General features: G+C 69.9%; 25 protein-coding genes. 16 read left to right on the forward strand and 9 right to left on the reverse strand.

Going from position 1 to position 23,212, the window contains the following annotated elements:
• Nucleotides 1-163 precede the first annotated feature (163 nt).
• Complete coding sequence (locus ACFYTQ_RS37140; protein ID WP_387371050.1) at nucleotides 164-2,215, reverse strand: ATP-dependent DNA helicase; 2,052 nt, start codon at nucleotides 2,213-2,215, stop codon at nucleotides 164-166.
• 113 nt (nucleotides 2,216-2,328) lie between these two features.
• Between ACFYTQ_RS37140 and ACFYTQ_RS37145 the strand changes: the two genes are divergently transcribed.
• Nucleotides 2,329-3,204 (forward strand): alpha/beta fold hydrolase, encoded by an 876-nt coding sequence (locus ACFYTQ_RS37145; RefSeq protein WP_387371052.1) that lies wholly within the window; start codon nucleotides 2,329-2,331, stop codon nucleotides 3,202-3,204.
• Here the strand turns inward: ACFYTQ_RS37145 and ACFYTQ_RS37150 are convergent.
• Nucleotides 3,189-3,755 carry a nicotinamidase gene (locus tag ACFYTQ_RS37150; protein ID WP_387371054.1) on the reverse strand — a complete coding sequence of 189 codons (567 nt, stop codon included), beginning with the start codon at nucleotides 3,753-3,755 and terminating at the stop codon, nucleotides 3,189-3,191. The two genes, ACFYTQ_RS37145 and ACFYTQ_RS37150, sit on opposite strands and share 16 nt — an antisense overlap.
• A gap of 23 nt (nucleotides 3,756-3,778) precedes the next feature.
• Nucleotides 3,779-5,131: a nicotinate phosphoribosyltransferase gene (locus ACFYTQ_RS37155; protein ID WP_387371056.1), complete on the reverse strand. Its 1,353-nt coding sequence runs from the start codon at nucleotides 5,129-5,131 to the stop codon at nucleotides 3,779-3,781.
• 57 nt (nucleotides 5,132-5,188) lie between these two features.
• Between ACFYTQ_RS37155 and clpS the strand changes: the two genes are divergently transcribed.
• From clpS to rdgB, 10 genes are all read left to right on the forward strand, one after another.
• The gene (clpS, locus tag ACFYTQ_RS37160) at nucleotides 5,189-5,533 is read left to right on the forward strand and encodes an ATP-dependent Clp protease adapter ClpS (RefSeq protein ID WP_387371058.1); all 345 of its coding nucleotides are present in this window, start codon (nucleotides 5,189-5,191) and stop codon (nucleotides 5,531-5,533) included.
• 22 nt (nucleotides 5,534-5,555) lie between these two features.
• Nucleotides 5,556-6,125, forward strand: coding sequence for a DUF2017 domain-containing protein (locus ACFYTQ_RS37165; RefSeq protein WP_387371060.1), 570 nt, complete (start codon nucleotides 5,556-5,558; stop codon nucleotides 6,123-6,125).
• Complete coding sequence (locus ACFYTQ_RS37170; RefSeq protein ID WP_387371062.1) at nucleotides 6,122-7,186, forward strand: P1 family peptidase; 1,065 nt, start codon at nucleotides 6,122-6,124, stop codon at nucleotides 7,184-7,186. Before ACFYTQ_RS37165 ends, ACFYTQ_RS37170 begins: the two co-directional genes overlap by 4 nt.
• Nucleotides 7,187-7,403: 217 nt before the next feature.
• Nucleotides 7,404-7,808, forward strand: a complete 405-nt coding sequence (locus ACFYTQ_RS37175; protein ID WP_387371064.1) for a Mov34/MPN/PAD-1 family protein — start codon at nucleotides 7,404-7,406, stop codon at nucleotides 7,806-7,808.
• A 337-nt stretch (nucleotides 7,809-8,145) separates the two neighbouring features.
• Nucleotides 8,146-8,424 (forward strand): MoaD/ThiS family protein, encoded by a 279-nt coding sequence (locus tag ACFYTQ_RS37180; protein WP_387371066.1) that lies wholly within the window; start codon nucleotides 8,146-8,148, stop codon nucleotides 8,422-8,424.
• A gap of 4 nt (nucleotides 8,425-8,428) precedes the next feature.
• Nucleotides 8,429-9,391 (forward strand): PLP-dependent cysteine synthase family protein, encoded by a 963-nt coding sequence (locus ACFYTQ_RS37185; protein ID WP_387371068.1) that lies wholly within the window; start codon nucleotides 8,429-8,431, stop codon nucleotides 9,389-9,391.
• Between the two features lie 79 nt (nucleotides 9,392-9,470).
• Complete coding sequence (locus ACFYTQ_RS37190; protein ID WP_387371102.1) at nucleotides 9,471-10,145, forward strand: rhomboid family intramembrane serine protease; 675 nt, start codon at nucleotides 9,471-9,473, stop codon at nucleotides 10,143-10,145.
• Nucleotides 10,146-10,223: 78 nt separating this feature from the next.
• A complete protein-coding gene (locus ACFYTQ_RS37195; protein WP_387371070.1) occupies nucleotides 10,224-10,988 on the forward strand; it encodes a cyclic nucleotide-degrading phosphodiesterase in 765 nt (254 codons plus the stop codon).
• Between the two features lie 55 nt (nucleotides 10,989-11,043).
• Complete coding sequence (gene rph / locus ACFYTQ_RS37200) at nucleotides 11,044-11,808, forward strand: ribonuclease PH (protein ID WP_387371072.1); 765 nt, start codon at nucleotides 11,044-11,046, stop codon at nucleotides 11,806-11,808.
• Nucleotides 11,808-12,416 (forward strand): RdgB/HAM1 family non-canonical purine NTP pyrophosphatase, encoded by a 609-nt coding sequence (rdgB, locus tag ACFYTQ_RS37205; protein WP_387371074.1) that lies wholly within the window; start codon nucleotides 11,808-11,810, stop codon nucleotides 12,414-12,416. The genes rph and rdgB overlap by 1 nt, the downstream gene beginning before the upstream one ends.
• 259 nt (nucleotides 12,417-12,675) lie before the next feature.
• On the opposite strand, the gene ACFYTQ_RS37210 is transcribed toward rdgB, so the two are convergent.
• From ACFYTQ_RS37210 to ACFYTQ_RS37220, 3 genes are read right to left on the reverse strand one after another with little or no spacing between them, the layout of a single operon-like run.
• Complete coding sequence (locus tag ACFYTQ_RS37210) at nucleotides 12,676-13,044, reverse strand: DUF3817 domain-containing protein (RefSeq protein ID WP_387371076.1); 369 nt, start codon at nucleotides 13,042-13,044, stop codon at nucleotides 12,676-12,678.
• The gene (locus tag ACFYTQ_RS37215) at nucleotides 13,041-13,460 is read right to left on the reverse strand and encodes a transcriptional regulator (protein WP_387371078.1); all 420 of its coding nucleotides are present in this window, start codon (nucleotides 13,458-13,460) and stop codon (nucleotides 13,041-13,043) included. The genes ACFYTQ_RS37210 and ACFYTQ_RS37215 overlap by 4 nt, the downstream gene beginning before the upstream one ends.
• Before the next feature lie 50 nt (nucleotides 13,461-13,510).
• Nucleotides 13,511-14,389 carry an oxidoreductase gene (locus tag ACFYTQ_RS37220; RefSeq protein ID WP_387371080.1) on the reverse strand — a complete coding sequence of 293 codons (879 nt, stop codon included), beginning with the start codon at nucleotides 14,387-14,389 and terminating at the stop codon, nucleotides 13,511-13,513.
• A 196-nt stretch (nucleotides 14,390-14,585) separates the two neighbouring features.
• Between ACFYTQ_RS37220 and ACFYTQ_RS37225 the strand changes: the two genes are divergently transcribed.
• Nucleotides 14,586-16,622: a DHA2 family efflux MFS transporter permease subunit gene (locus ACFYTQ_RS37225; protein ID WP_387371082.1), complete on the forward strand. Its 2,037-nt coding sequence runs from the start codon at nucleotides 14,586-14,588 to the stop codon at nucleotides 16,620-16,622.
• Between the two features lie 288 nt (nucleotides 16,623-16,910).
• Here the strand turns inward: ACFYTQ_RS37225 and ACFYTQ_RS37230 are convergent, their stop codons facing one another.
• Nucleotides 16,911-18,086 carry an FAD-dependent oxidoreductase gene (locus tag ACFYTQ_RS37230; RefSeq protein WP_387371084.1) on the reverse strand — a complete coding sequence of 392 codons (1,176 nt, stop codon included), beginning with the start codon at nucleotides 18,084-18,086 and terminating at the stop codon, nucleotides 16,911-16,913.
• A gap of 186 nt (nucleotides 18,087-18,272) precedes the next feature.
• Complete coding sequence (locus ACFYTQ_RS37235) at nucleotides 18,273-18,926, reverse strand: PadR family transcriptional regulator (RefSeq protein WP_387371086.1); 654 nt, start codon at nucleotides 18,924-18,926, stop codon at nucleotides 18,273-18,275.
• Nucleotides 18,927-18,999: 73 nt separating this feature from the next.
• Here ACFYTQ_RS37235 and ACFYTQ_RS37240 point away from each other — a divergent pair, with 73 nt between their 5' ends.
• The gene (locus ACFYTQ_RS37240) at nucleotides 19,000-19,920 is read left to right on the forward strand and encodes a LysR family transcriptional regulator (protein ID WP_387371088.1); all 921 of its coding nucleotides are present in this window, start codon (nucleotides 19,000-19,002) and stop codon (nucleotides 19,918-19,920) included.
• 177 nt (nucleotides 19,921-20,097) lie between these two features.
• On the opposite strand, the gene ACFYTQ_RS37245 is transcribed toward ACFYTQ_RS37240, so the two are convergent.
• Nucleotides 20,098-20,886, reverse strand: a complete 789-nt coding sequence (locus ACFYTQ_RS37245) for a helix-turn-helix domain-containing protein (RefSeq protein WP_387371090.1) — start codon at nucleotides 20,884-20,886, stop codon at nucleotides 20,098-20,100.
• An 85-nt stretch (nucleotides 20,887-20,971) separates the two neighbouring features.
• Here ACFYTQ_RS37245 and ACFYTQ_RS37250 point away from each other — a divergent pair, with 85 nt between their 5' ends.
• The 3 genes from ACFYTQ_RS37250 to ACFYTQ_RS37260 all read left to right on the forward strand — a co-directional run bounded on the left by ACFYTQ_RS37250 (nucleotide 20,972) and on the right by ACFYTQ_RS37260 (nucleotide 23,084).
• Nucleotides 20,972-21,409 (forward strand): hypothetical protein, encoded by a 438-nt coding sequence (locus ACFYTQ_RS37250; protein ID WP_387371092.1) that lies wholly within the window; start codon nucleotides 20,972-20,974, stop codon nucleotides 21,407-21,409.
• A gap of 362 nt (nucleotides 21,410-21,771) precedes the next feature.
• A complete protein-coding gene (locus ACFYTQ_RS37255; protein ID WP_387371094.1) occupies nucleotides 21,772-22,143 on the forward strand; it encodes a BlaI/MecI/CopY family transcriptional regulator in 372 nt (123 codons plus the stop codon).
• Entirely contained in the window at nucleotides 22,140-23,084 is a 945-nt protein-coding gene (locus tag ACFYTQ_RS37260) for a M56 family metallopeptidase (protein WP_387371096.1), read from the forward strand. Before ACFYTQ_RS37255 ends, ACFYTQ_RS37260 begins: the two co-directional genes overlap by 4 nt.
• The last annotated feature ends 128 nt before the right edge of the window (nucleotides 23,085-23,212 follow it).

A 23,212-nucleotide genomic window follows, 5' to 3' on the forward strand; every position in this document is an offset into this window, starting at 1 on the left:
CAGCGCCGCAACGTCTTCGGAGGGGCCGTTCACAGTGTCCCCGCGCCGTGTGCAGGGCTTGGCGCGGGGACTCGGATACCCGGTGCGGGAATTGGGGGACACCGGGGTACCGGCCATCCAATTTACTTCCGGCCGAAAGTGTGGACCATGTTTGTGAGCGGTGTCACGCGTTGACCGGGGTGCCGGTGAGGCGGTGCAGGGCCTTGAGGACGACCTCCGGGTCCGAGGTTTCCCAGTAGGGCGGCAGGGAGGCGCGGAGGTAGGAGCCGTAGCGGGCGGTGACCAGGCGTGGATCCAGGATCGCCACGACGCCGCGGTCGTCGACGCTGCGCAGCAACCGGCCCGTGCCCTGGGCGAGCAGCAGCGCCGCGTGATTGGCGGCGACGGTCAGGAATCCGTTGCCCCCACGGGATTCCACGGCCTTCTGCCGCGCGACGAGCAGCGGATCGTCGGGGCGGGGGAACGGGATCCGGTCCAGGATCACCAGGCTCAGCGACGGTCCGGGGACATCGACGCCCTGCCACAGCGACAGCGTGCCGAACAGCGAGGTCGCCGGATCCTCGGCAAACCGCTTCACCAGCGTGCCGGTCGCGTCGTCGCCCTGGCACAGCACCGGCGTGTCGAGCCGTTCGCGCAGAATCTCGGTGGCCGCCTTGGCCGCTCGCATCGAGGAGAACAGCCCCAGCGTGCGCCCGCCCGCGGCACTGATCAAACGATGGATCTCGTCCAGATAGGCGGGCGCCAGGCCGTCGCGGCCCGGCGTGGGCAGATGCCGTGCGACATACAGGATTCCGGACTTGGCGTGATCGAACGGCGAACCCACGTCGAGGGAGTTCCACCGCAACGACGCCGAATCCGAGGGCGCCTCACCGCCGTTCGCCAATGCCGGATCGACCCGATTGGACGATTGCGGCGGCAGCCCCCAGGTGACGGCCAGACTGTCGAACGACCCGCCGATCTGCAACGTCGCCGAGGTCAGCACCACCGTGGACGTGCCGAACAGGCGACTGCGCAACAACCCGCCCACCGACAGCGGGGCCATGTGCACCGTGCGGCGCGCCACCCCGCGCACATCCTCGCTCGACAACCAGATGACATCCCGGCGCGCGGCCGGATCGGACTCCTCGAAGGTGGTCAGCGCGCGCACCGCCGCGTCGTGCACCTCCTCCACGGCCGCGAGGGCCATGTTGCGCGCGGCCGCGGCCTCCGGATCGCCTTGCGGCGCTTGGGAACCCTGCGGCGCGAGCGCGGTCCGCACGTTCCACGCGGCGTCGCGGATCAGCGCGAGCACCGGTCCCGCCCCGGCGGGCAGTTCGTCCCAGCGGCCGGGCGGCAGCTCGTCGAGCAGATCGTGCCACGCCTCGGCCGCGGCCTCGAGCCGATCGATCTCCTGTTCGTCGACGAGTTTGGCGCAGCGTTTGGCGGCCGCGCCGATGGCCGCGGTGGACAGTTCGGCGGTGGCGACGCCGGTGATCCGATCGACCAGTTCGTGCGCCTCGTCGATGACGACCACATCGTGTTCGGGCAGCACCTGCACGCCGCTGATGGCGTCGATGGCCAGCAGCGCGTGATTGGTGACCACGACATCGGCCTGCCCCGATTCGGCGCGGGCGCGCTCGGCGAAGCAGTCGGTGCCGAACGGGCAGCGCGTCTTGCCCAGGCATTCCCGCGAGGAGACGCTGACCTGCCGCCACGCGCGATCGGTCACGCCCGGCACCAGTTCGTCCCGATCGCCGGTCTCGGTGTCGGAGGCCCATTCGTTGAGCCGCTGCACCTCCCGGCCCAGTCGCGAGACCGCGAACGCGTCGAACAACTCGGTCTCGGCGGGTTCGTCCGGAATCGCGCTGTTGATCTTGTTCAGGCACAGATAGTTGTTGCGGCCCTTGAGGATCGCGAACTGCGGCCGACGGCCCAGCGCCCCCGCCAGCGCCTCGGACAGGCGCGGCAGATCGCGGTCGACGAGCTGGCGTTGCAGCGCGATCGTCGCGGTCGACACCACGACCGTGCGGCCGGTCTCCACCGCGTGCCGCAGGCTGGGCACCAGATAGGCCAGCGATTTCCCGGTGCCGGTGCCGGCCTGGACCGCGAGGTGCTCCTTGGTGTCGATGGAATGCGCGACCGCGGCCGCCATCGTCTGCTGACCCTTGCGCGCCTTGCCACCGAGGGCCTCGACGGCGGTCGCCAACAGGGTGGGGACGGGCGGGAGTTCGGGCACCCAGGCAGAGTAGCGCCCCGCACCGACAGCCGAGGGCCCGACTCGGATCGCCGTTCGTGTCGGTGGTCTGCGCTAGGTTGATCCGCAGTCGAGGAGCAGGGAAGGGGAGTGTCATGAAATCGCTGGACGAGTGGGTCGCCGGTGGCGACCGGGTCGAGCTGGGCGGCCATTCGATCTTCTACCGACAGGACGGCCCTGCGCACGGGCGGCCGGTCACCGTGTTGCACGGATATCCGACGTCGTCGCACGACTGGGCGCTCGTGCTGCCCGCGCTGGTCGAATCGGGTTGTCGCGTCACGTTTCTGGACTTCCTGGGGTTCGGCGCCAGCGCCAAGCCCCGCGGTCACGACTACCGGATGACCGAACAGGCCGACCTGGTCGAGGCGCTGTGGCGACACCTCGACATCACCGAAACGGCGCTGGTGGCCCACGATTACGGGGTGAGCGTGGCCCAGGAGCTGCTGGCCCGCGACCCCGGCCGGATCACCCGGATGGCCTGGTTCAACGGCGGGCTGTACGTGGATCTATACCGCCCGATGCCCATCCAGCGGGTGATGCTCTCCCCGCTCGGAAAGGTGTTGGGCCCGTTGATGTCCGAGCCCACCTACCGGATGACGGTCCGCCGAACGCTGGGCCGCCCGCTGTCCGACGACGTCCTGCACCAGATGTGGCTCGCCACCTCCGGCGACGGCGGCACCCGCGTGCAGTGGAGCCTCAACCGCTATCACGCCGAACGCCGCGAACACGCCGAACGCTGGCAACGCGCGCTCGAAAGCTATTCCGGCCCAACGCTGTTCGTCTGGGGCCCGGCCGACCCCATCAGCGGCGGCCACCTGCTGCCCCGGCTGCGCGAACGGCTGCCCGGCGCGCGGTTCGTCGTACTGGACGCGCCGCCCCCGGTCGGGCACTGGCCGATGCTCGAGGATCCCACCTCGGTGCGCGCGGCGCTCACCGAGTTCCTGTCCCCGGACGGTCAGGACTCCGGCTGATCCGCGATCTCGACCCCGGCCGCGCGCATCTCGCCGAGCGCCTTCTCGATGCTCGCCGGTGCGACGCCCGCACTGAGGCCCAGCAGCAGCCGGGTGTCGAATCCCGCCGACCGCGCGTCCAGCGCGGTCGCGCGCACGCAGTGGTCGGTGGCGATGCCGCAGATGTCGACCGCGTCGATCTCCTTGTCGCGCAACCACTCCTCCAGCGAGAGGTCCTCCTCGGTGCTGCCCTCGAAGCCGGAGTAGCCCGCGGAGTAGGCGCCCTTGGAGAAGACCTGTTCGATGTTCGCGGTGTCGAGATTCGGGTGGAAGTCCGCGCCCGGCGTCCCGGCCCGGCAGTGCGGCGGCCAGCTGTCGACGTAATCCGGATGGTCGGAGAAGTGCGATCCGGGGTCGATGTGCCAGTCGCGGGTCGCGACGATGGCCGCGTAATCGGCGACGCCGAGATAGTCGCTGATCCGCCCGGCCAAGGCCGCGCCGCCCGTGACGGCCAGCGAACCGCCCTCGCAGAAGTCGTTCTGGACATCGACCACGATCAGGGCCCTGCTCATGACTCACACCTCCGGTTTCGCGCTCATTGTAGGAAGGTCGTGGGGATCGCGGGCTCGCCGGCGGAGAGCTTGAGGCCCTCCCACGGCAGGCTCACCAGACCGGCGGCCACCAGTGCGCGGCCGTCGGCCAGGGTGGGCAGGTCGCCGACGGTCTCGCCCTTGCGGACCAGCGGCACCAGCAGGTCGCGGCTGTCGTGACCGTTGGCGGGCGGGCGTTCCCCGGCGGCCGGGTAGACGATCTCCTCGACGATCGTGCCGGTCGAACGGGCCAGGCGCACAGCGCGTTTGGTGCCGCCGCGCGACTCCTTGTGGCTGCTGCGCTTGGCCACCGGCAGACCGTCGACCTCCACCAGCTTGTAGACCATGCCCGCGGTCGGCGCCCCCGACCCCGTCACCAGGGAGGTACCCACGCCGTACACATCCACCGGCTCGGCCCGCAGCGCCGCGATGGCGTACTCGTCCAGATCCCCCGACACCACGATGCGGGTGCCGGTGGCCCCGAGCCCGTCGAGCTGATCGCGCACCTGCCGGGCCAGCACGCCCAGATCGCCGGAATCGATTCGGACCCCGCCCAATTCGGGTCCGGCCACCTCGATCGCGGTGGCCACGCCCCGGGTGATGTCGAAGGTGTCGACCAGCAGGGTGGTGCCGATGCCCAGCGCCTCGATCTGGCTACGGAACGCCGCGGCCTCCTGCTGACCGTCGCGACTGCTGTGCAGCAGGGTGAACGCGTGCGCGCTGGTGCCCGCGCCCGGAATCCCGTAGCGCCGCACCGCTTCCAGATTGGAGGTGGCGTCGAACCCGGCCAGATAGGCGGCTCGCGCGCTGGCCGGGGCGGCCTGCTCGTGGGTGCGGCGCGACCCCATCTCGATGGTCCGGCGTCCCGCGGCGGCGCTGACCATGCGGGCCGCCGCGGCGGCGACGGCGCTGTCGTGATTGAGGATGGACAGGATCAGCGTCTCGAGCACGACGCATTCGGCGAAGGTGCCGCGCACCGACAGGATCGGCGAGCCCGGGAAGTAGAGTTCGCCCTCGCGGTAGCCGTCGATATCGCCGCCGAAGCGGTACTCGCGCAGCCAATCCAGGGTGCGCGGGTCGAGGAAGCGGGCGGCGACCTCCAGTTCGGCGGCGCCGAACCGGAAGTCGGCCAGGGCGTCGAGCAATCGGCCGGTTCCCGCGACCACGCCGTAGCGCCTGCCGTGTGGCAACCGTCGAGCGAACACTTCGAAGGTGCAGCGGCGCTGGGCCGAGTCGTCCGCGAGCGCGGCCGCGAGCATGGTCAGTTCGTATTGATCGGTCAGCAGCGCGGTACTGGCACCGGCGTCCGTTGTGGTCACGTCGCCACTGTAGACAGCCGGAGTCCGGCAAAACGACATCCGGCGGGTGTTGTGTATTCGGGGCCGAGTCGTACTCTGAAGGCTATGGGTCTGTGCATGGAAGACGCTGTCCGGGTCGCCGCCGGTCCGGTCGGCGCCCGCGTGACACTGTCGGCGGCGCAGGCGACCCCGGAAGCGATCGAGGTCACCGAGATCCTCGAGGCGGAGGACCGGCCCTGGGTGACCGTGGTGTGGGACGACCCGGTCAATCTCATGCACTACGTCACCTACATCTTCCAGAAGTTGTTCGGCTACAGCAAAGCCAAGGCAACCGAATTGATGCTCAAGGTGCACAACGAGGGCAAGGCGGTGGTGTCGTCGGGGTCGCGGGACAGGATGGAGCACGACGTGCAGCGGTTACACGCCGCCGGGCTCTGGGCCACCATGCAGCGCGACGACTGAGTCGGCGACTACCGTAGTGCCCGTGCGCAAGTGGAGCAGGAAGAACTCGCTGAGCGGGCTCAAGCTGCGGTCGGAGATGGACGCGCGGGAAGCCGAGGTGCTGCGCTCGCTGGTGGGCGCGGTGACCGGGCTGCTCACCGACCGAGCCCGTTCGGCCCCCGAGGACGATCTGGCCGCGCTGACCGGGCTACGCACCGGCAACAGCAACCCGCCGGACGACCCCCGGCTGGCCCGGCTGTTACCGGACTTCCATCGCGCCGAACCCGGCTCACCCGACGCCGAACGCGCGGGCCTCAACAACGCGCTGCGCAGCCTGCACGAGCCGGACATCATCGAGGCCAAGGTGGCGGCCGGTTCGGTTGTACTGGAGACGCTGCCCGCCGAGGGCGGCAAGATCATGATCACCCCCGAGCAGGCCGACGCCTGGCTGACCGCGCTCAACGATGTGCGGCTCGCGCTGGGCACCGCGCTCGGCATCGAGGCCGACACCCCCGACCAGCTCGAGCCCGGCGATCCGCGCGCGCCGCATCTGGACGTGTACCACTGGCTGACCTGGATGCAGGATTCGCTGTTGCAGGCGCTCGCGCCGTGAATGGTCAAGCCGGACAACGTGATTCGATCACCGACGTGAGCGGCGTGCTCGTCGGGCACCATCACGTCCTCGACGAGGAGGTCACGCTGGGTTCCGGCGCGGCCACCGGTTGCACGGTGGTCCGGGTGCCCGGCGGGGCGACGGCCGCGGTGGACGTGCGCGGCGGCGGCCCCGGCACCCGCGAGACGGATCTGCTCGACCCCGCCAACACGGTGCGCCGGGTGAACGCGGTGCTGCTCACCGGCGGCAGTGCCTACGGGCTGGCCGCCGCCGACGGCGTCATGCGCTGGCTCGAGGAACACGGCGAGGGCATCCCCATGGATCCCGCCGACCCCAGGCGGGTGGTGCCCATCGTCCCCGGCGCGGTCATCTTCGACCTGCCCGTCGGCTCCTGGGACATCCGCCCGACCGCCGAGTTCGGTTACCGCGCCGCCGACGCGGCCGCCGTGGATTTCGAACGCGGCACCGCGGGCGCCGGAGTCGGCGCGCGAGCGGGCTCCCTCAAAGGCGGAATCGGTTCCGCCAGCATCACTTTCACCGAGGGCCCAGCGGCGGGCACCACGGTCGGCGCCCTCGTGGTGGCCAACCCCGTCGGCTCGGTCTTCGACCCCCGAACCGGTCTCCCCTGGGGCACCGGCACCGACGGCCCCGCCCACCACAACCTCCGCCCTGCCACCCCCGCCCAACTGGCCCGAGCCAACGCCCTCCCCGTCAAGACCACCCTGCTCAACACCACCATCGGCGTCATAGCCACCGATGCCCCCCTCGACCCCGCCGCCTGCCGCCGCCTGGCCACCACCGCCCACGACGGCCTGGCCCGAGCCATCCGCCCCGTCCACTCCCCCCTGGACGGCGACACCCTCTTCGCCCTCTCCACCGCCCGAACCCCACCCCCCACCGCCCCCGCCCTCCCCCCAGCCTTCCCACCCGACCTACTCCTCCTCGACGAACTCTGCACAGCCGCGGCCCTCTGCACCGAACGAGCCGTCCTCGACGCCATCCTCACCGCCCACTCCATAGCCCAAATCCCCACCTACACAGACCTTTTCCCCCCACCCTGACCCCCACGTTCGGCAACCCAGCCGCACCCCTTATTCGAATCCGCACCCGTTACAGGGCTATGCAAAGGGTGCGGATCCGAATAAAGGGTGCGGCTGGGTTGGTGGGCCTGGGGGCGGGGACCCTGGGGGGAGTTGTCGGGAATAGGCGAATATTGTGGGGGGTTGACGACAGCGTTCGGCCGGGCCGTGGGCGTCGGGTGTACGGAAGGATGCGGTTGTGCTGGTGATCAGGGGTGATCTCGTGGATGCGATGGTCGCGCATGCGCGGGCCGATCATCCGGACGAGGCCTGTGGGGTGATCGCCGGGCCGGAGGGGTCGGATCGGCCGGAGCGGTTCGTGGCCATGATCAACGCCGAGCGATCGCCGACGTTCTATCGCTTCGATTCCGGGGAACAGCTGCGGGTGTGGCGCGAGATGGACGAGCGGGACGAGGAGCCGGTGGTCATCTACCACTCGCACACCGCGACCGAGGCGTACCCGAGCCGCACCGACATCTCCTACGCCTCCGAACCCAACGCCCACTACGTCCTGATCTCGACCCGCGACCCGGAACACCATGAACTGCGCAGCTTTCGGATCCGCGAGGGCGAGGTCACCGAGGAACCGGTCAAGATCGTGTGATCCCGGCGAAAAGCGTGCCGGGAACAGAAAGTGCTCAACGTGCTGGGAACAAGAAGTGCTCGACGTGCTGGGAACAAGAAGTGCCCAGCGTGCCGGGAGCAAGAAGTGCCCAGCGTGCCGGGAGCAAGAAGTGCCCAGCGTGCCGGGAGCAAGAAGTGCCCAGCGTGCTGGGAACAGGAAGTGCCCAGCGTGCTGGGAACAGGAAGTGCCCAGCGTGCCGGGAACAGGAAGTGCCCAGCATGCCGGAACGACAGAACGGCCCAGCAGCGGGAACGCCCAGCACCCCGGGAACCCAAGGCCCGCGTGCCACAACAGGAACAATCGCAAGGAGCGTGCAATGCCGGTAACCGTGTCGATCCCGACCATCATGCGGACGCACACCGGAGGGGAGAAGCGGGTCGAGGCCAGCGGCGCGACCCTCGCGGCGGTCATCGATGACCTCGAGGCCAACTACACCGGCCTCAAGGAGCGACTGCTGTCGGACGGGAAGCTCAACCGCTACGTGAACATCTACGTCAACGACGAGGACGTCCGCTTCTCGGGCGGCCTCGAGGCCGAGGTGCCCGAGGGTGGCACCGTGACGATCCTCCCGGCCGTGGCCGGGGGCGCGCGGTAGTTCCGTGGCACGGTACGAATCGCTGATCGACACCCTCGGCAACACGCCGTTGGTCGGCCTGCGCAGGCTGTCCCCGAAATGGGACGGCGACGACCACGTGCGGCTGTGGGCGAAACTCGAGGACCACAATCCGACCGGCTCGATCAAGGACCGCCCGGCCCTGCGCATGATCGAGCGGGCCGAGGCCGACGGCACGCTGCGCCCGGGCTGCACGATCCTCGAGCCGACCAGCGGCAACACCGGCATCTCCCTGGCCATGGCCGCCAAGCTGAAGGGCTACCGGCTGGTGTGCGTGATGCCGGAGAACACCTCGGTCGAACGCCGCCAGCTGCTGACCATGTTCGGCGCGGAGATCATCGACTCCCCGGCCGCGGGCGGCTCCAATCAGGCCGTGGCACTGGCCAAGAAGATCGCCGCCGAGAACCCCGACTGGGTCATGCTCTACCAGTACGGCAATCCGGCCAACGCGCTCGCCCACTACGAGGGCACCGGCCCGGAGATCCTCGCCGACCTGCCGGAGATCACGCATTTCGTCGCGGGCCTGGGCACCACGGGCACGCTCATGGGCACCGGCCGCTACCTGCGCGAGAACGTCCCGGCGATCGATATCGTCGCCGCCGAACCGCGCTACGGCGAACTCGTGTACGGATTGCGCAACCTCGAGGAGGGCTTCGTCCCCGAGCTGTACGACGAATCCGTACTCACCTCGCGCTTCTCCGTCGGCCCGTACGACGCCGTGCGCCGCACCCGCGAACTGGTCGGCGAGGAGGGCATTTTCGCGGGCATCTCCACCGGCGCGATCCTGCACGCCGCGCTCGGCGTCGGGGCCAAGGCGCTGAAGGCGGGCACGCGGGCGGACATCGCCTTCGTCGTCGCCGACGGCGGCTGGAAGTACCTGTCCACCGGCGCCTACGAGGGCACCCTCGACGAGGCCGAGGACCGGCTCGAGGGCCAGCTCTGGGCCTGATCGCGCGCGCTGTCGGTACGCTCGATACCAGGCGAGGTCCGTACTCCCTCGTCAGGAGGTGATGGCGGTGACCGCCGGGATGGGTTCCTCGTTCGATCCCGATCGGATCGCGGCCCTGCGGGGGCAGACCGGCACGGCGCCGGTGAAGCGGGATTCGGCGGCGCGGAAGTTGTTGTGGCAGCGGGCAATCGCGCTGACCCTCGGTTTCGTGGCGCTGCTCTACGCGATCGAGGGCGTCGACAGCCTGGTGCACCACAAGCTCGACAACGGCGGCGTGCACCCGCGGACGTTCGACGGCCTCGACGGCATCGCGTTCGCCCCGCTGCTGCACGCGGGCTGGCCGCACCTGATCGGCAACACCCTGCCGATCCTGATCCTCGGCCTGCTCACCCTGCTGACGGGCATCGGCCGCGGGCTCGCCGCCACGGCCGTCATCTGGATCGTGGGCGGATTGGGCCAGTGGCTCACCGGCGACTCCGGCTCGAACCATCTGGGCGCCTCGGTGCTGGTGTTCGGCTGGCTGACCTATCTGATCTCGCGCGGCTTCTTCACCCGCCAGCCGTGGCAGATACTGCTCGGTGTGGTCGTGGGGTTGCTGTACGGCTCGATCCTGTGGGGCGTGCTGCCCGGACAACCCGGAATCTCTTGGCAAGGGCATCTTTTCGGGGCGGTGGGTGGAGTGATTGCCGCGTGGGTACTCTCCTCCCATGTACGTCGTCATCGTCGCGGGGATAGTGTCGGCCGTCCCGCGTGATCGGGGTGACTGCGGAGCCCGGCCGGCGATTTGGGGGATCCCCTCTTGACTGAGAATGCAGCGTGGCAGCATGGGGGAATGCGGCTCACCGTCCTCGGGTGTTCGGGCAGTGTGTCCGGCCCGGATTCCCCAGCGTCGGGTTATCTGTTGACGGGTCCGGACACCACTCCCACGGTCATCGATTTCGGTCCCGGCGTATTGGGCGCTCTGCAGCGCTATCTCGATCCCGGTGAGGTCGACATCTTCCTCACCCATCTGCACGCGGACCACTGCCTGGACATGCCGGGCCTGCTGGTGTGGCGGCGCTATCATCCGAACCCGCCGAGCGGGCGCGCGATCGTGCACGGCCCCTCGGACGCCTCGCTGCGAATCGGCAACGCCTCGGCCGAGATCGGCGGCGAATGCGACGACTGGTCCGACGTGATCGACATGCGGAGCTGGGAAGAGGGCCGCGAAATCACCTTCGGCCCCGGGCATACCGTCCTCGCGCGCCGCATGTTCCATCCGCCGGAGTCCTACGGGCTGCGGATCACCACGGCCGCGGGTCGCACGCTCGTCTACACCGGTGACACCGCGCTGTGCGACGCGGTCTTCGAACTCGCGCAGGGCGCGGACATCCTCCTCTCGGAGGCGTCGTGGACCCACGACCCCGCCAATCGTCCACCGGGCATTCACCTTTCGGGCACCGAGGCCGGAATGATCGCGGCCCGAGCGGGAGTCGGCGAACTCCTGCTCACCCACATCCCGCCCTGGACCTCCCGCGAGGACGTCATCGCCGAGGCCAAGGCCGAATTCAGCGGTCCGGTGCACGCGGTGTCGCCGGGCGAGGTCATCGAGATCTAGCACCCGGCCGAGCCCCTCGGCCTCGGATCGGCCGCTGCCCGTTAGGCTGCACGCTGTGTCTAGACGAGCCGATGGCAGGGCGGACGACGAACTCCGCGAGGTACGGATCACGCGTGGATTCACCACGCACCCGGCGGGGTCGGTGCTGGTGGAGTTCGGGCAGACGCGGGTCATGTGCACCGCGAGCGTGACCGACGGGGTGCCGCCGTGGCGGCGCGAATCCGGATTGGGCTGGCTCACAGCCGAATACGCGATGCTGCCCGCGGCCACGCACACGCGCAGCGGTCGCGAGTCGGTCAAGGGCCGGGTCGGCGGTCGCACACAGGAGATCAGCCGATTGGTCGGACGGTCGCTGCGGGCCTGCATCGATCTGGCGACCATCGGGGAGAACACCATCGCGATCGACTGCGATGTCCTGCAGGCCGACGGCGGCACCCGGACCGCGGCGATCACCGGGGCGTACGTGGCGCTCTCGGACGCGATCACCTATCTGGGCGCGGCCGGGAAGTTGCTGGATCCGCAGCCGTTGTCGTGCATGATCGCGGCGGTCAGCGTCGGGGTGGTCGACGGCCGGGTGCGGCTGGACCTGCCCTACGAGGAGGATTCGCGGGCCGAGGTCGACATGAACGTGGTCGCGACCGACACCGGCACGCTGGTCGAGATCCAGGGCACCGGCGAGGGCGCGACCTTCCCGCGCTCGACGCTGGACAAGTTGCTCGACTCCGCGCTGGCCGGGTGCGAGCGGTTGTTCGTCATTCAGAAGGAGGCGCTGGCGCTGCCGTATCCGGGCGTGCTGCCCTCGGCCGAGAAGAGGAAGTGATGACGCGCCGCGTCCTCGTCGCCAGCCGTAACCCCAAGAAGCTGAACGAGTTGCGGCGCATCCTCGCCGACGCGGGCATCGCGGGCCTCGAGATCGTGGGCCTCGACGAGGTGCCGCCCTACGACGAGGCCCCCGAAACCGGCGCGACCTTCGAGGAGAACGCCCTCGCCAAGGCCCGCGACGGCGCCGCCGCCACCGGATTGCCTTGTGTCGCAGACGATTCCGGTATCGCCGTCGACGCCCTCAACGGCATGCCCGGAGTCCTGTCGGCCCGCTGGTCCGGCCGCCACGGCGACGACGAGGCCAACAACGCCCTCCTCCTCGCCCAACTCGCCGACGTCCCCGACGAGCGCCGCACCGCCCGCTTCGTCTCCGCCTGCGCCCTGGTCGCCGACGGCACCGAAACCATCGCCCTCGGCGAATGGCCCGGCCGCATCCTCCGAACCCCCAAGGGCCACAACGGCTTCGGCTACGACCCCCTCTTCCTCCCCGACACCGAATCCCGCACCGCCGCCGAACTCACCCCCGCCGAAAAAGACACCCACTCCCACCGAGCAAGAGCCCTCCGCGCCCTCCTCCCCGCCCTCCAATCCCTGACCACCCCCTGACCGGGAACCCCAGCCGCACCCTTTATTCGAATCCGCACCCCCTTCAGACCCCTGCAAAGGGTGCGGATCCAAACAAGGGGTGCGAATCGGGTTGCCACACCTCAGAAGACCAGCCATCTCAGAGGGCCCGGCGTACCCAGGCCGGGGCAACTCAGCCGCACCCTTTATTCGGAGCCGCACCCCTTACAGGGCACTACAGAGGGTGCGGATTCGAATAAAGGGTGCGGATCGGGTTGCCGTGCTTGGGGACCCGGACCGGTCAGAGGTTGTAGGTGGTGCGGACCTGGCGGGTGCGGTAGTGCTCGCAGACGAAGGAGAGGAAGGGGATGGTGCCGGCGAGGGCGGTGTAGACCGTGGTGAGGGGGGTCCAGCGGGTCTTGATGGCGAGGTCGATGGTGAAGACCAGGTAGAGCATGTAGAAGATGCCGTGGATCTGGCCGATGTAGAAGAGCCAGTGGGGGGCCTTGGCGCTGTCGTCGAGGATCAGGTACTTGTAGACCATTTCGCCGCAGAGGACCAGGAGCCAGACGCCGGTGATGTAGGCCAGCGCCCGGTAGCGGGTCAGGGCCGAGCGGATGCGGGCGGTGTCGCGGGTGGCGGTGGCGGCGGTCGGGGTGTCGGCGCTCAACCGGCGCTCCTCTCGGTGTCGCGGGCGTCGAGCCCGGCGGCGCGTGTCTGCTCGTGCAGATCGCGCGCGTGCAGTTCGGCCAGGTACTTGTTGTATTCGGCGAGCACCGGATCGTCCGGGCGCGCCGCGGTCGGCCGCTCGGGCAGGATGCCGGGCGGAATCTCGAGCGGCGCAACGGGTTTCGCCGGTTTCTCCGCCTCCGGGTCGCCGGTCTCGCGCTCGAGCCGCACGAAGCGGAAGTAGGCGAAGACCACGAACCCCGCGAACAGCGGCCACTGCAACGCGTAGCCGAGGTTCTGGGCGGTGCCGCTCGCCGATTCGAACCGGCCCCACTGCCACCAGCCCAACCCGAGGCAGGCGAGCGCGGCCACGATCACCAACAGGATCAGGGCCGGGCGGCGGTGCGGAGCGGACACGCCTACCACGGTACCCGTCTACTACACCGACCGTAGAGGGTAGGCCCCGCCTAGAACTGGTACGTGACGCCGGTCAACCGCTCCGACTCCGCCCACAGCCGCCGCCACAGCTCGCGATCCTTCGACAAGGCCGACGACGGCGAGGGCCGGACCGGACCCTGCGAGCCGAACAACCAGGTCGGCCCCCAATACACGTTCGGATCCGCGTCCGGTTCGGTCGCCGCGAACAGGCTCGACTCGGCCGCCTTGGCGGGGGAGTGCCCGACGATCGCGACCATCGGCTTGGAGATGTAGTCCAGCGGCGTCTCGGTCCGCGCGAACAGGTCCGTCGCCGACACCCCCGGATGCACCGCGTAGGACCGCTTGCTCGACCCCTTCTCCTCGAACCGCCGTTGCAACTCCCGCGCGAACATCAGATTCGACAGCTTGGACTGCGCGTAGGCGAATCCGCGCACATACCGGCGATGCTCGTAGTTGAGGTCGTCGATGTGCAGCGTGGGCGGCATCTGCTTGTGCCCGATGCTCGACAGCGTCACCACCCGGTCGCCGATGCGGTCCAGCAGCAGACCGGTCAGCGCGAAATGCCCGAGATGATTGACCCCCCACTGCATTTCGAAGCCGTCCTTGGTCCGGGAGAACGGGATGTACATCAGCCCGGCGTTGTTGATCAGCACATCGAATTCGCCCATGCGCCCGGCGAATTCGCGAATCGAGGCGAGGTCGGCCAGATCGAGCCGCTCCACCCGGACATCGCCCTGGATGCCGTCGGCCACCCGCTGGGCGGTCTCGGTGTTGCGGCAGGCCATGACCACCGTGGCCCCGTGAGCGGCCAATTGCCTGGTGGTGTGCTTGCCGATGCCGCCGTTGGCGCCGGTGACGACGAACGTGCGCCCGGTCTGATCGGCAATCCGGCTGGGTTTCCACGCCATGGTCGGGACCTCACTACCATTGTGAACAGTCTGAACAGTGTCTGTGCGCCCAACCTTACTGCGAAGTAAGTTCCGCGCGATAGAGGCGAACGGAAAACGATCCTCGGCACCGAACCGGCTATTCCGAAAACCTCGGATGAAAAGCCATCAGGCGGTCTTACCGAGGAAACCGGCGCTCCCAGCACATACTGAGCTAATGGCCAGTGTCGCGGAAGTCGCCGATTCGCCTGCCCCCGTGAGCCACGCCCGCGCCAACGTCGTGTTCATCACGGTCGTGCTCGGCATGCTCATGGCCGCCCTGGATCAGACCATCGTGTCGACCGCGCTGCCCACGATCGTCGCCGACCTCGGCGGCGCGGGTCATCTGGCCTGGGTGGTGACCTCGTATCTGCTGGCGGAGGCCGTCGCGACCGCGCTGGCGGGCAAGTTCGGCGACCTGTTCGGCCGCAAACGGGTCTTCCAGATCAGCGGCCTGATCTTCATCATCGGTTCGATGATCGCCGGACTGGCCAACGGCATGACCCTGCTCGTCGTCGCGCGGGCCGTCCAGGGGCTGGGCGCGGGTGGGCTCATGGTGACGGCGATGGCCCTCATCGCCGATGTGATCCCGCTGCGCGAACGCGGCAAGTATCAGGGCGCGCTGGGCGCGGTCTTCGGCGTGACCACCGTCATCGGTCCCACGCTGGGCGGGCTGTTCACCGATCACGCCAGCTGGCGCTGGTGCTTCTATGTGAACGTGCCGCTGGCGATCCTCATGATCGTCGTTGCGGCGCGGGCGATTCCGAGCATCCGCAGCGCGGTGCGGCCGGTCATCGACTACGCGGGCATCGCGCTGGTGGCCGTCGGGGTGAGCTGCCTGGTGCTGGGGCTGGAGTGGGGCGGGCAGGAGTACCCCTGGGGGTCGGCCACCATCCTCGGGCTGTTCGCCGCGGCGGCAATCCTGTTGGCGTGCTTCGTGTTCGTGGAGTTCCGGGCGAAGGAGCCGATGCTGCCGATGCATCTGTTCCGCAGCAACGCCTTCACCGTGTGCTCGATCCTGAGCTTCATCGTCGGCTTCGCCATGATGGGCGCCCTGACCTACCTTCCGGCCTATCTGCAATACGTCAACGGCCTGTCGGCCACGGCCTCCGGGTTCCGCACGTTGCCTATGGTGGTGGGGCTGTTCATCACCTCGATCATCTCCGGGCAGATCGTCGGGCGCACCGGGAAGTACAAGGTCTTCCCGATCGCCGGGATCGCGGTGACCGCGCTGGGTCTGTACCTGATGTCGACCATGGACCGCACCACCGGGTTCTGGACCGAATCGGCCTACATGCTGGTGCTGGGGCTGGGCCTCGGCCTGGCGATGCAGGTGCTCACGATCGTCGTGCAGAACACCGTGCCCTACGCCGATCTGGGCACCGCGACCTCGGGGGTCACGTTCTTCCGGACGCTGGGCAGCACGTTCGGGGCGTCGGTGTTCGGCACGTTGTACAGCAATCGGCTCACCCCGAATCTGCGCGAGGCGTTGGCGAACGATCCGAGTGTCGATCCCGCCGCGGCCGGGAGTCCCCAACTGCTGCACCGGCTTCCGTACGAGCGGGCCGTCCCGATCATCGACGCCTACGCCGACACCATCGCCTACATGTTCCGCTGGGCGGTGCCGGTGGCGCTGCTCGGATTCGTGGTGGCCTGGTTCCTGAAACAGGTGCCGCTGCGCGACACCGTGCGCGCCGACGCCTCCGACGTGGGCTCCGGCTTCGCGATGCCGGACTCCTCCGATCGTGTTGTGCGCCTGGAACATTCGCTGGCCGCCATGATGCGTAGGCTGCGCACCGACGAGGTGCCCGACCCGCGCATCCTGGCCGCCGCCGACAGCCCGCTGACCCCCGACCGGGCCTGGGCCATCGGCCAGGTCCGAATGCTGAACCGGGTGCGCGGCAGCGCGACGCTCGCTGCGATCGCCCGTGCGCACCGGCTGCCGCCGGAGGTCCTGGAGCCGGTGTTCGACCGGGTCACCGCGGACGGCTACGTCGAATTCCACGGCGACACAATGCAACTCACCCCAACGGGCCTAGCCGAACTCGAACGCCTCCAGGAGGCATGGCGACGCTGGCTGTGCGGCTACCTCGACGACTGGGACTGCGCCGACCCCGCCGACCGAGCCCTCCTCGACCAGGCCGTAGCCAATATCGCCGCCAAACTGCTCGACGAGGCCGACCGCCCCGACGCCCTCCCCGCCCGCGTGGTCTGAACCCCGCGTCCCTCCGCCCCAGCCGCCCGGTCTGCGGCCCCTCACGACGTTCTCGCCCCGGCCGCCCGGCCTGCGGCCCCCACCACGTTCCCGCCCCGCCGCTCGACCTGCGGCCCTCACAAGTTCCCGCCCCAGCGGCGCGACCGGCGGCCCCGCACCAGCCGTCCGACCGAGGCACTGCGGGCGGGGCGGCTGGCCCCGGAGTCGGGCGTTCCGTCGCTCCCGCGCTGTCCGCCAGGGGCATTCGGCCTCAGGCCCGGGCGCTTTGCGCGCCCGGGCCGTCGGGTCTCACACGCGGGCGTCCCAGTCGATGGTGTACGCGGTCTCGCGGCGCATGGTTTCGCCCACCTTGGCGGCGCGGAACACCACGGGCATCAGCATGGGCATGATGCGGCGCATCACGGGGCCCGGGGCCTTGGCGTGGTTGATCTTGGCGCCGCGGGCGGCGATCGTCTCCACGCGCGGGCGACGGAGCCGTTCGTAGGCCGCGAAAGCCGTTGCGGGGTCGGCGAAGTCGCGCAGGCAGCGGGCCAGTTGGATGCCGCTCTCGATGGCCAGCGACGCGCCCTGGCCGGTGCTGTTGGAGGGGGCGTGCACGGCGTCGCCGACCAGCACCATACGGTCGCGGTACCAGTTCGGTACGGGCGGCATGATGTGCAGGCCGCCGATGACCTCGAGGTCCTCGGGACGGATGGCGCGCACGAGGTCGCCGCCGGGGGTGTCGTCGCCGTAGACCTCGAGCAGCGTCGCCAGCCATTGCTCGGCCGGGACCGCGCGGGCCTCCCGCAGGGTCATGTACCGCTTGCTCGGCAGATTGCCGCCCCAGCCGATCCGCCCGTCGGGCATGAGCGAGTACAGGTAGTAGGCGTTCTTGCCGAAGGTGAAGTACATGGTCTCGGGGTCGGCGGCGACGGGGCTGTCGATGATCGCGCCGAATCCGAGCAGGCCGGTGTAGTCGGCGTCGGGGGCGTGCGGATCGATGAGCGTGCGCACGAACGACTTCACCCCGTCGGCCCCGACGAGCACGTCGGCGGTCGCGGTGGACCCGTCGGCGAAACGGGCCGTGACGCCGTCGCGGCCCTCGTCGACGCCGACCAGGCGCTTGTCGTATTCGAACGGCACGCCCGCCGCGACCGCGAAATCGTGCAGGACGCGGTGCAGATCGCTGCGCTGGACCAGTTGCAGGGGGGCGTCGGGGTCGGCGGGCAGTTCGACCCGCCGGTCGCCGAACGCCATCACCGAATGCCGGATGGGCATGGCGATTTCGCGGACGACGTCGCCCGCGCCGATGACGTCGAGCGCGGCCAGCCCGTTGGGCTGGAAGCCGAGCGAGCTGCCGATGTTGTAGGCGGGGCCCGGGTACGCCTCGTACACGCGGGCGTCGATACCGGCCTTGTGCAGGGCGGTGGCGGTCACGGGTCCGGCGATGCCGCCGCCGATGACCAGAGCGGTCCGGATGGACATGGGAATCTCCCTTTCGGAGTGGGTGAATTGCCCGATCCGATTCGCGTGCGGGGAGCCCGGTTATCCTGTAGTTGCCAAACTCGGTCCGGGTTCGTTCGCGACGAATGCGGTTCGGGACGGTGTTTCGATCGGGCTCGGCGCAGGTGTTGCCGCACCTCGCCGGGCCCGGTTGCGTTGTGTCGTCCGTTAATTCGGGTCGGCGATCTCCCCTCTCTCGACCATTTCCACGACTTCGGCGGGGTCCATGTTCTCCGCGTGCATGCGCCGCCACCACTCCAGGTTCGGGAAGGTGCCCGAGACCAGTTCGTCGCGCAGCGCGCGCACCCACTCCGCCTCGGCGCGGCGCATGGTGAGCCGATACTCCTCCTCGACGAGGAACAGCCGCGGCAGTGTGGGCGCGAGCTCGTCGAGTGCGGCCTGTTCGGCCGTGATCAGGGCGGTCAACCGCGCGAGACGCTCGCCGAGCAGGTCGATCACCTCGTCGGGCGGGATCATCATCCAGTGCGACATGCCGGCGACGAACCGGCTGTGCTCGGGTTCGACGGTGGCCAGCAGTTCGCGGATCCAATCCTCGGTCTCGGCGCGACCGGCGTCGGTGACGCGGTAGATGGTCCGTTCGGGGCGGGAGCCCGCGCGCTCGGTGCCGACGGTCTCGAGGTAGCCGTGCTTCTCGAGGTTCTGCACGACCGTGTACAGCGAACCCCATTTGATGTCCAGCTGGCCCTCTTTGCCGCGCTCGCGCAGCCGGGCCGCGATCTCGTAGCGATGCATGGGGCGCTCGAACAGGGTGGCCAGGATGGACAGGGCCAACAGATTGCCGACCTTGCGTTGTTTCGCCATGTCACCTCCTTGCTCGTCAACGAATATACGTCCACGAGTATTCGTGCACAAGTAGCGTTCTACACTCGGAGGGGTGAGTGGCAGGGGAGGGGCCGGGGGCGGTCTCGATTTGACGCAGTTGCGCACGTTCCTGGCCGTGTATCGGGCGGGGTCGGTGACCGCGGCCGCCCGGCTGGTCGGGCTGTCCCAGCCGACGGTGACCACCCAGCTCCAGGAACTCGAAAAGCGTTTGGGCCGACAGCTTTTCGAGCGGTTGCCGCGCGGGGTAACGCCGACCTCGGCGGCCGACGAACTGGCCGTGCGGCTGGCCGGGCCGATGGACGCGCTGGAGGCGATCGCCGGCGGCGCCGCGGACGAGCCCGCGCCGCGCCCGCCGGTGCATCTGGCCGGGCCCGCGGAAATGCTGGGGGCGCTGGCGCTTCCGGCCCTGGCCGGTCCGGTCGCGCGGGGCGTGCGGCTCACCGTCACCACCGGACTGGCCGAGGATCTGCTGACCGGTTTGCGCGCCGGACAGTACGACCTGGTCATCTCGACCGTGCGCCCGCGCGGGCGGACCGTGCGGGCCGAACCACTCATGGACGAGGAGTTCCTGCTCGTCGCCGCGCCCAGCGTGGCCGCCGGGCTCGATCCGGCCGAAATCCGCGGCGCGGGAACCGATTCCGCCGACCTGCCGCTGGTGTCCTACGCCGCGGACCTGCCCATCCTGCGCCGATACTGGCGGCACGTGTTCGGAATCCGGCTCGACGCCGAGCCCGCGGTGGTGGTCGCGGACCTGCGGGCGGTCGCCGCGCTGGTGGCCGCGGGCGGCGGAATCAGCGTGCTACCCCGCTATCTCATTGCCGCACACCTGAATTCGGGAACGCTGGTACCCCTGCTCGACCCGGAGGATCCACCAATCAACACCGCCTTCCTCGCCCGCCGCGCCGGAGCCCCCGCATCGGCCCACGTGGATCTCGTGCACGACGCACTGCTCGCGGCCGGGCGAACGTGGTGATCGGCCGACGTGAGTGCGCTGGTCGCGGCCGGGCGGACGTAGTGATCGGCCGACGTGAGCGCGCTGGTCGTCACCGGGATGACGTGGTGATCGGCCGGAGCCGGTGCGCTCGTCGCCGGGCGGACAAGGGGAGCAGCTGAGGTCAGCGCGCTCGCCGTCCCGTGGCGGACACGGTGCTCAGCCGAAGCGTTCGCGCAGGATCTGGGCGGTGGCCTCGTCGGCGGGCAGGAAGGCCTCGAGTTGGAGTTCGGACAGGGAGATGTCGGTGGCGGTGGCGAATGAGGTGAGGGTGGTGATGAGACGTAGTTCGCCGGTGTCGCAGCGTAATCGGAGTGGGACGGCGAAGCCGAGGTAGCCGGGGCCGGGGTCGGTCGGCGGGAGGTAGCTCTCCAGTTCGGCGACGAAGTCCTCGAGGTCGGGATCGGGGCTGACGCGGAGGCGGGTGCGGAGTCCTTCGGTCACGTGGCGTCCCCATTCGGGGAGGTTGAGTACGCGCGGACCCAGGCCGTCCGGGTGCAGGGCCAGGCGGCGGACGTTCACCGGCGGCCGGAGCAACTCGGGCGCGCAGCCGTCGAAGAACACGTCCATGGCGGGATTCGCCTCGATCAGGACGCTGTGCCGATCCACGATCAGGGCCGGATACGGCATGTGCCCGTGCAGGACGCTGCGCAGTGCGTCGCGTATCGGGCCCAATTCGGGTGCCGCCCAGCCGGATTCGTCGAACGCGGGCGCGTATCCGGCGGCGGTCAGCAGGGCGTTGCGCTCGCGGAGCGTCAGACCCAGCGATTCGGCCAGCCGCACCACCATCGCGCGGCCGGGCTGGGAGCGGCCCTGTTCGAGATAGCTGAGATAGCGCTGGGTCGTGTCCGCGCGGATCGCCAGATCGAGCTGACTCCAGCGCCGCAGCCCCCGCCAGCGCCGCAACTCCCGGGCGAAGGGTCCGGGTTGTGCCACTGCCGTCGTCATATCGCCATCCTGACCGCCGCCGCGCGGTCGTGCCATACCCTCGAGGGAATCGCGGATCGGCGCGCGGCTCGCCAGGCTCGACGGTATGAGCGTGGATCTCACCGATGTGGAACTGAAGCAGCTGGCCGATCGCTACGTCGCCCAGTGGAACGAACCCGACGCCGAACGCCGCCGGGCCCTGATCCGGGAACTGTGGTCGCCCGACGCCCGGCACGTCCTGGTCAACCCGCCGCAGGGCGTGCGGGAGAGCGCGGCCGAACTGGCCGTCGCCCCGCCGCCGCTCGAGGCGCACGGCCATGTCGCCCTCGACGCGCGGGTGGGTCGGGCCTACGAAAGGTTCGTGGCCCCAGGCGAATTCGCGTTCGAACTCGACGGTGAGGCGCGTCGGCAGCCGGGCGGGGCGGTCACCCTCGGATGGCTGATGCGCGCCCGGGGCGACGGCGGCGTGGCCGGGTCGGGACTGGAGGTGCTGACCCTCGCCGACGACGGCCGCATCCGGACCGATCACCAGTTCGTCGCCTGAGACGGCGACCGCCCCCGAACCGAGCGTGCCGGCGCTCGATCCGGGGGCGGTGCGTGTCACGGGCGACGCGGTCGAGCGCGCGGCGTTGTTGTCCCCAATCGCCGAACGGCCGGCCAGGACCGATGAGGGAGATCCCGGCGGCCGCGACGCGATCGCGCGGGCACCTCGTGACGGTCGGCGCGCCGCGCCGGAAGCTCGCGCGACGCCGAAGTACTATCTACGTACGTAGACAGTAGATGACTGGTTCGTGTCGCGCAAGTGTCGGAGGGAGCCGGACGAAGCGGACCTACGGATTGGCTACGTAGATAGTATGGCCCGTGGGTCGTCCGTCACCCGGCGCGGCCGCACGACGAGGAGGTGCAGTGCGCACACGCGGATTCGGGGAGCTCGAGGCCGTGGTCATGGACCGGCTCTGGAATCGAGACGGCGAGCCCACCACGGTTCGGGAGTTGTTCGACGAGCTGGCGGGTGAGCGGGAGATCGCCTACACCACGGTCATGTCGACGATGGACAACCTGTTCCGCAAGGGCTGGCTCGAGCGCCGCCGCGAGGGCAAGGCGTTCCGCTACTGGCCGACCCTGACCCGCGAACAGCACAGCGCCCGGCTGATGCGTGAGGCCCTCGACGACGGCGGCCGTGCGGAACTGGTGCTCGCGCACTTCGTCGAGCAGATCGGCCCGGAGGAGTCCGAGCGGTTGCGCGCGGCGCTGCGGCGGCTGGCGGAGGGCGCGTGACCGTCGCGGTCGGACTCTTCGGCTACGCGGTCGCGATGGCGTTCCTCGCGCCCCGCGTGCTGCCCCGGCTCACCCGGCACGGGGTGCACCCGAATCTCGGTGTCGCCGCGTGGCTCTCGGTGATGACGAGTGTGCTCGGCTCGTGGGGCACCGCGGTGCTGATCGCGGTGGCGGACGCCGCGCACACCTGGCTGCACGCCGATCGGCTCGTGCTCTCGGGGCTGCACGAGGCGGAGGTCATCGTCACCGGACACGAGGGGCTCGCCGCCCAGCTCGCGCTGCTCCTCGTGACCGCGGTGCCGGCCGTCCTCGCGGTGATCCTGTTCGGGCGGCTCGCCCGGTCGCAGGTGCGGATGCGGCTGCGGGCGCGGGAGCACGCGGATGCCTTGCGGCTCACCGGAACTCGCATGCACCGGCATTCCTACGCCGATGTGGTGCTGCTCGACTCGGCGGAACGCGCGGCCTACTGTGTGGCGGGTTCGCCGAATGTGGTGGTGGTGACCAGCGGTGCGGTCGCGGCGCTGCGGCGGCGGGAGCTGGCCGCGGTCCTGGCGCACGAGCACGCGCACCTGATGCGGCGACATCCGTTGCTGCTCACCGTGACTCGCGGTCTCGCCGCCACCTTCGCCCGGGTGAGTCTGTTCCCCGTGGGCGCCCGCGAGGTCGCGCGGCTGCTGGAGATGTCCGCCGACGATATCGCCGTGCGCCGCCACGGCCGAGAGCCCCTGCTGTCGGGCCTGCTCGCGCTTTCGGGCGTCGCCCCGGCGGGCGCGCTGGCCGCCAGCGGCGCCGACGTCCTCGCCCGCGCCGAACGCCTGGTGTCCCCCCGCACCCGCCTGCGCCGAATCCGCGCCGCCCTGCTGACCGGCATCGGCGTTGCCGTCCTCGCCCCGCTACTGGTCGTGGGCGCGGCCTCGGGCCTGCTGCTCTGCTTGATCTAGCGTCGCGGCCTCGGGCCTGCTGCTCTGCCTGATCTAGCTGTACTGACCTGAGAGGTTGGGAACGCGGCTGGCGGGTGGTTGTCCGCCGAGGGCGGTGTGGCCGCGGTGGTGATTGTAGGTGTGGAGCC

Origin of the sequence: Nocardia sp. NPDC004068, assembly GCF_042874315.1 — a bacterium.
GTDB lineage: Bacteria > Actinomycetota > Actinomycetes > Mycobacteriales > Mycobacteriaceae > Nocardia.

Excerpts from the sequence above, each read along its gene's own strand:
- ACFYTQ_RS37195 (WP_387371070.1), top strand. The coding sequence starts at position 10,224 with ATGCGGCTCACCGTCCTCGGGTGTTCGGGCAGTGTGTCCGGCCCGGAT.
- ACFYTQ_RS37150 (WP_387371054.1), bottom strand. The coding sequence starts at position 3,755 with ATGAGCAGGGCCCTGATCGTGGTCGATGTCCAGAACGACTTCTGCGAG.
- ACFYTQ_RS37225 (WP_387371082.1), top strand. The coding sequence starts at position 14,586 with ATGGCCAGTGTCGCGGAAGTCGCCGATTCGCCTGCCCCCGTGAGCCAC.
- rdgB (WP_387371074.1), top strand. The coding sequence starts at position 11,808 with ATGACGCGCCGCGTCCTCGTCGCCAGCCGTAACCCCAAGAAGCTGAAC.
- ACFYTQ_RS37230 (WP_387371084.1), bottom strand. The coding sequence starts at position 18,086 with ATGTCCATCCGGACCGCTCTGGTCATCGGCGGCGGCATCGCCGGACCC.
- ACFYTQ_RS37235 (WP_387371086.1), bottom strand. The coding sequence starts at position 18,926 with ATGGCGAAACAACGCAAGGTCGGCAATCTGTTGGCCCTGTCCATCCTG.
- ACFYTQ_RS37155 (WP_387371056.1), bottom strand. The coding sequence starts at position 5,131 with ATGTCGTTTTGCCGGACTCCGGCTGTCTACAGTGGCGACGTGACCACA.
- ACFYTQ_RS37250 (WP_387371092.1), top strand. The coding sequence starts at position 20,972 with ATGAGCGTGGATCTCACCGATGTGGAACTGAAGCAGCTGGCCGATCGC.
- ACFYTQ_RS37145 (WP_387371052.1), top strand. The coding sequence starts at position 2,329 with ATGAAATCGCTGGACGAGTGGGTCGCCGGTGGCGACCGGGTCGAGCTG.
- ACFYTQ_RS37190 (WP_387371102.1), top strand. The coding sequence starts at position 9,471 with ATGGGTTCCTCGTTCGATCCCGATCGGATCGCGGCCCTGCGGGGGCAG.
- clpS (WP_387371058.1), top strand. The coding sequence starts at position 5,189 with ATGGAAGACGCTGTCCGGGTCGCCGCCGGTCCGGTCGGCGCCCGCGTG.
- ACFYTQ_RS37245 (WP_387371090.1), bottom strand. The coding sequence starts at position 20,886 with ATGACGACGGCAGTGGCACAACCCGGACCCTTCGCCCGGGAGTTGCGG.
- ACFYTQ_RS37180 (WP_387371066.1), top strand. The coding sequence starts at position 8,146 with ATGCCGGTAACCGTGTCGATCCCGACCATCATGCGGACGCACACCGGA.
- ACFYTQ_RS37220 (WP_387371080.1), bottom strand. The coding sequence starts at position 14,389 with ATGGCGTGGAAACCCAGCCGGATTGCCGATCAGACCGGGCGCACGTTC.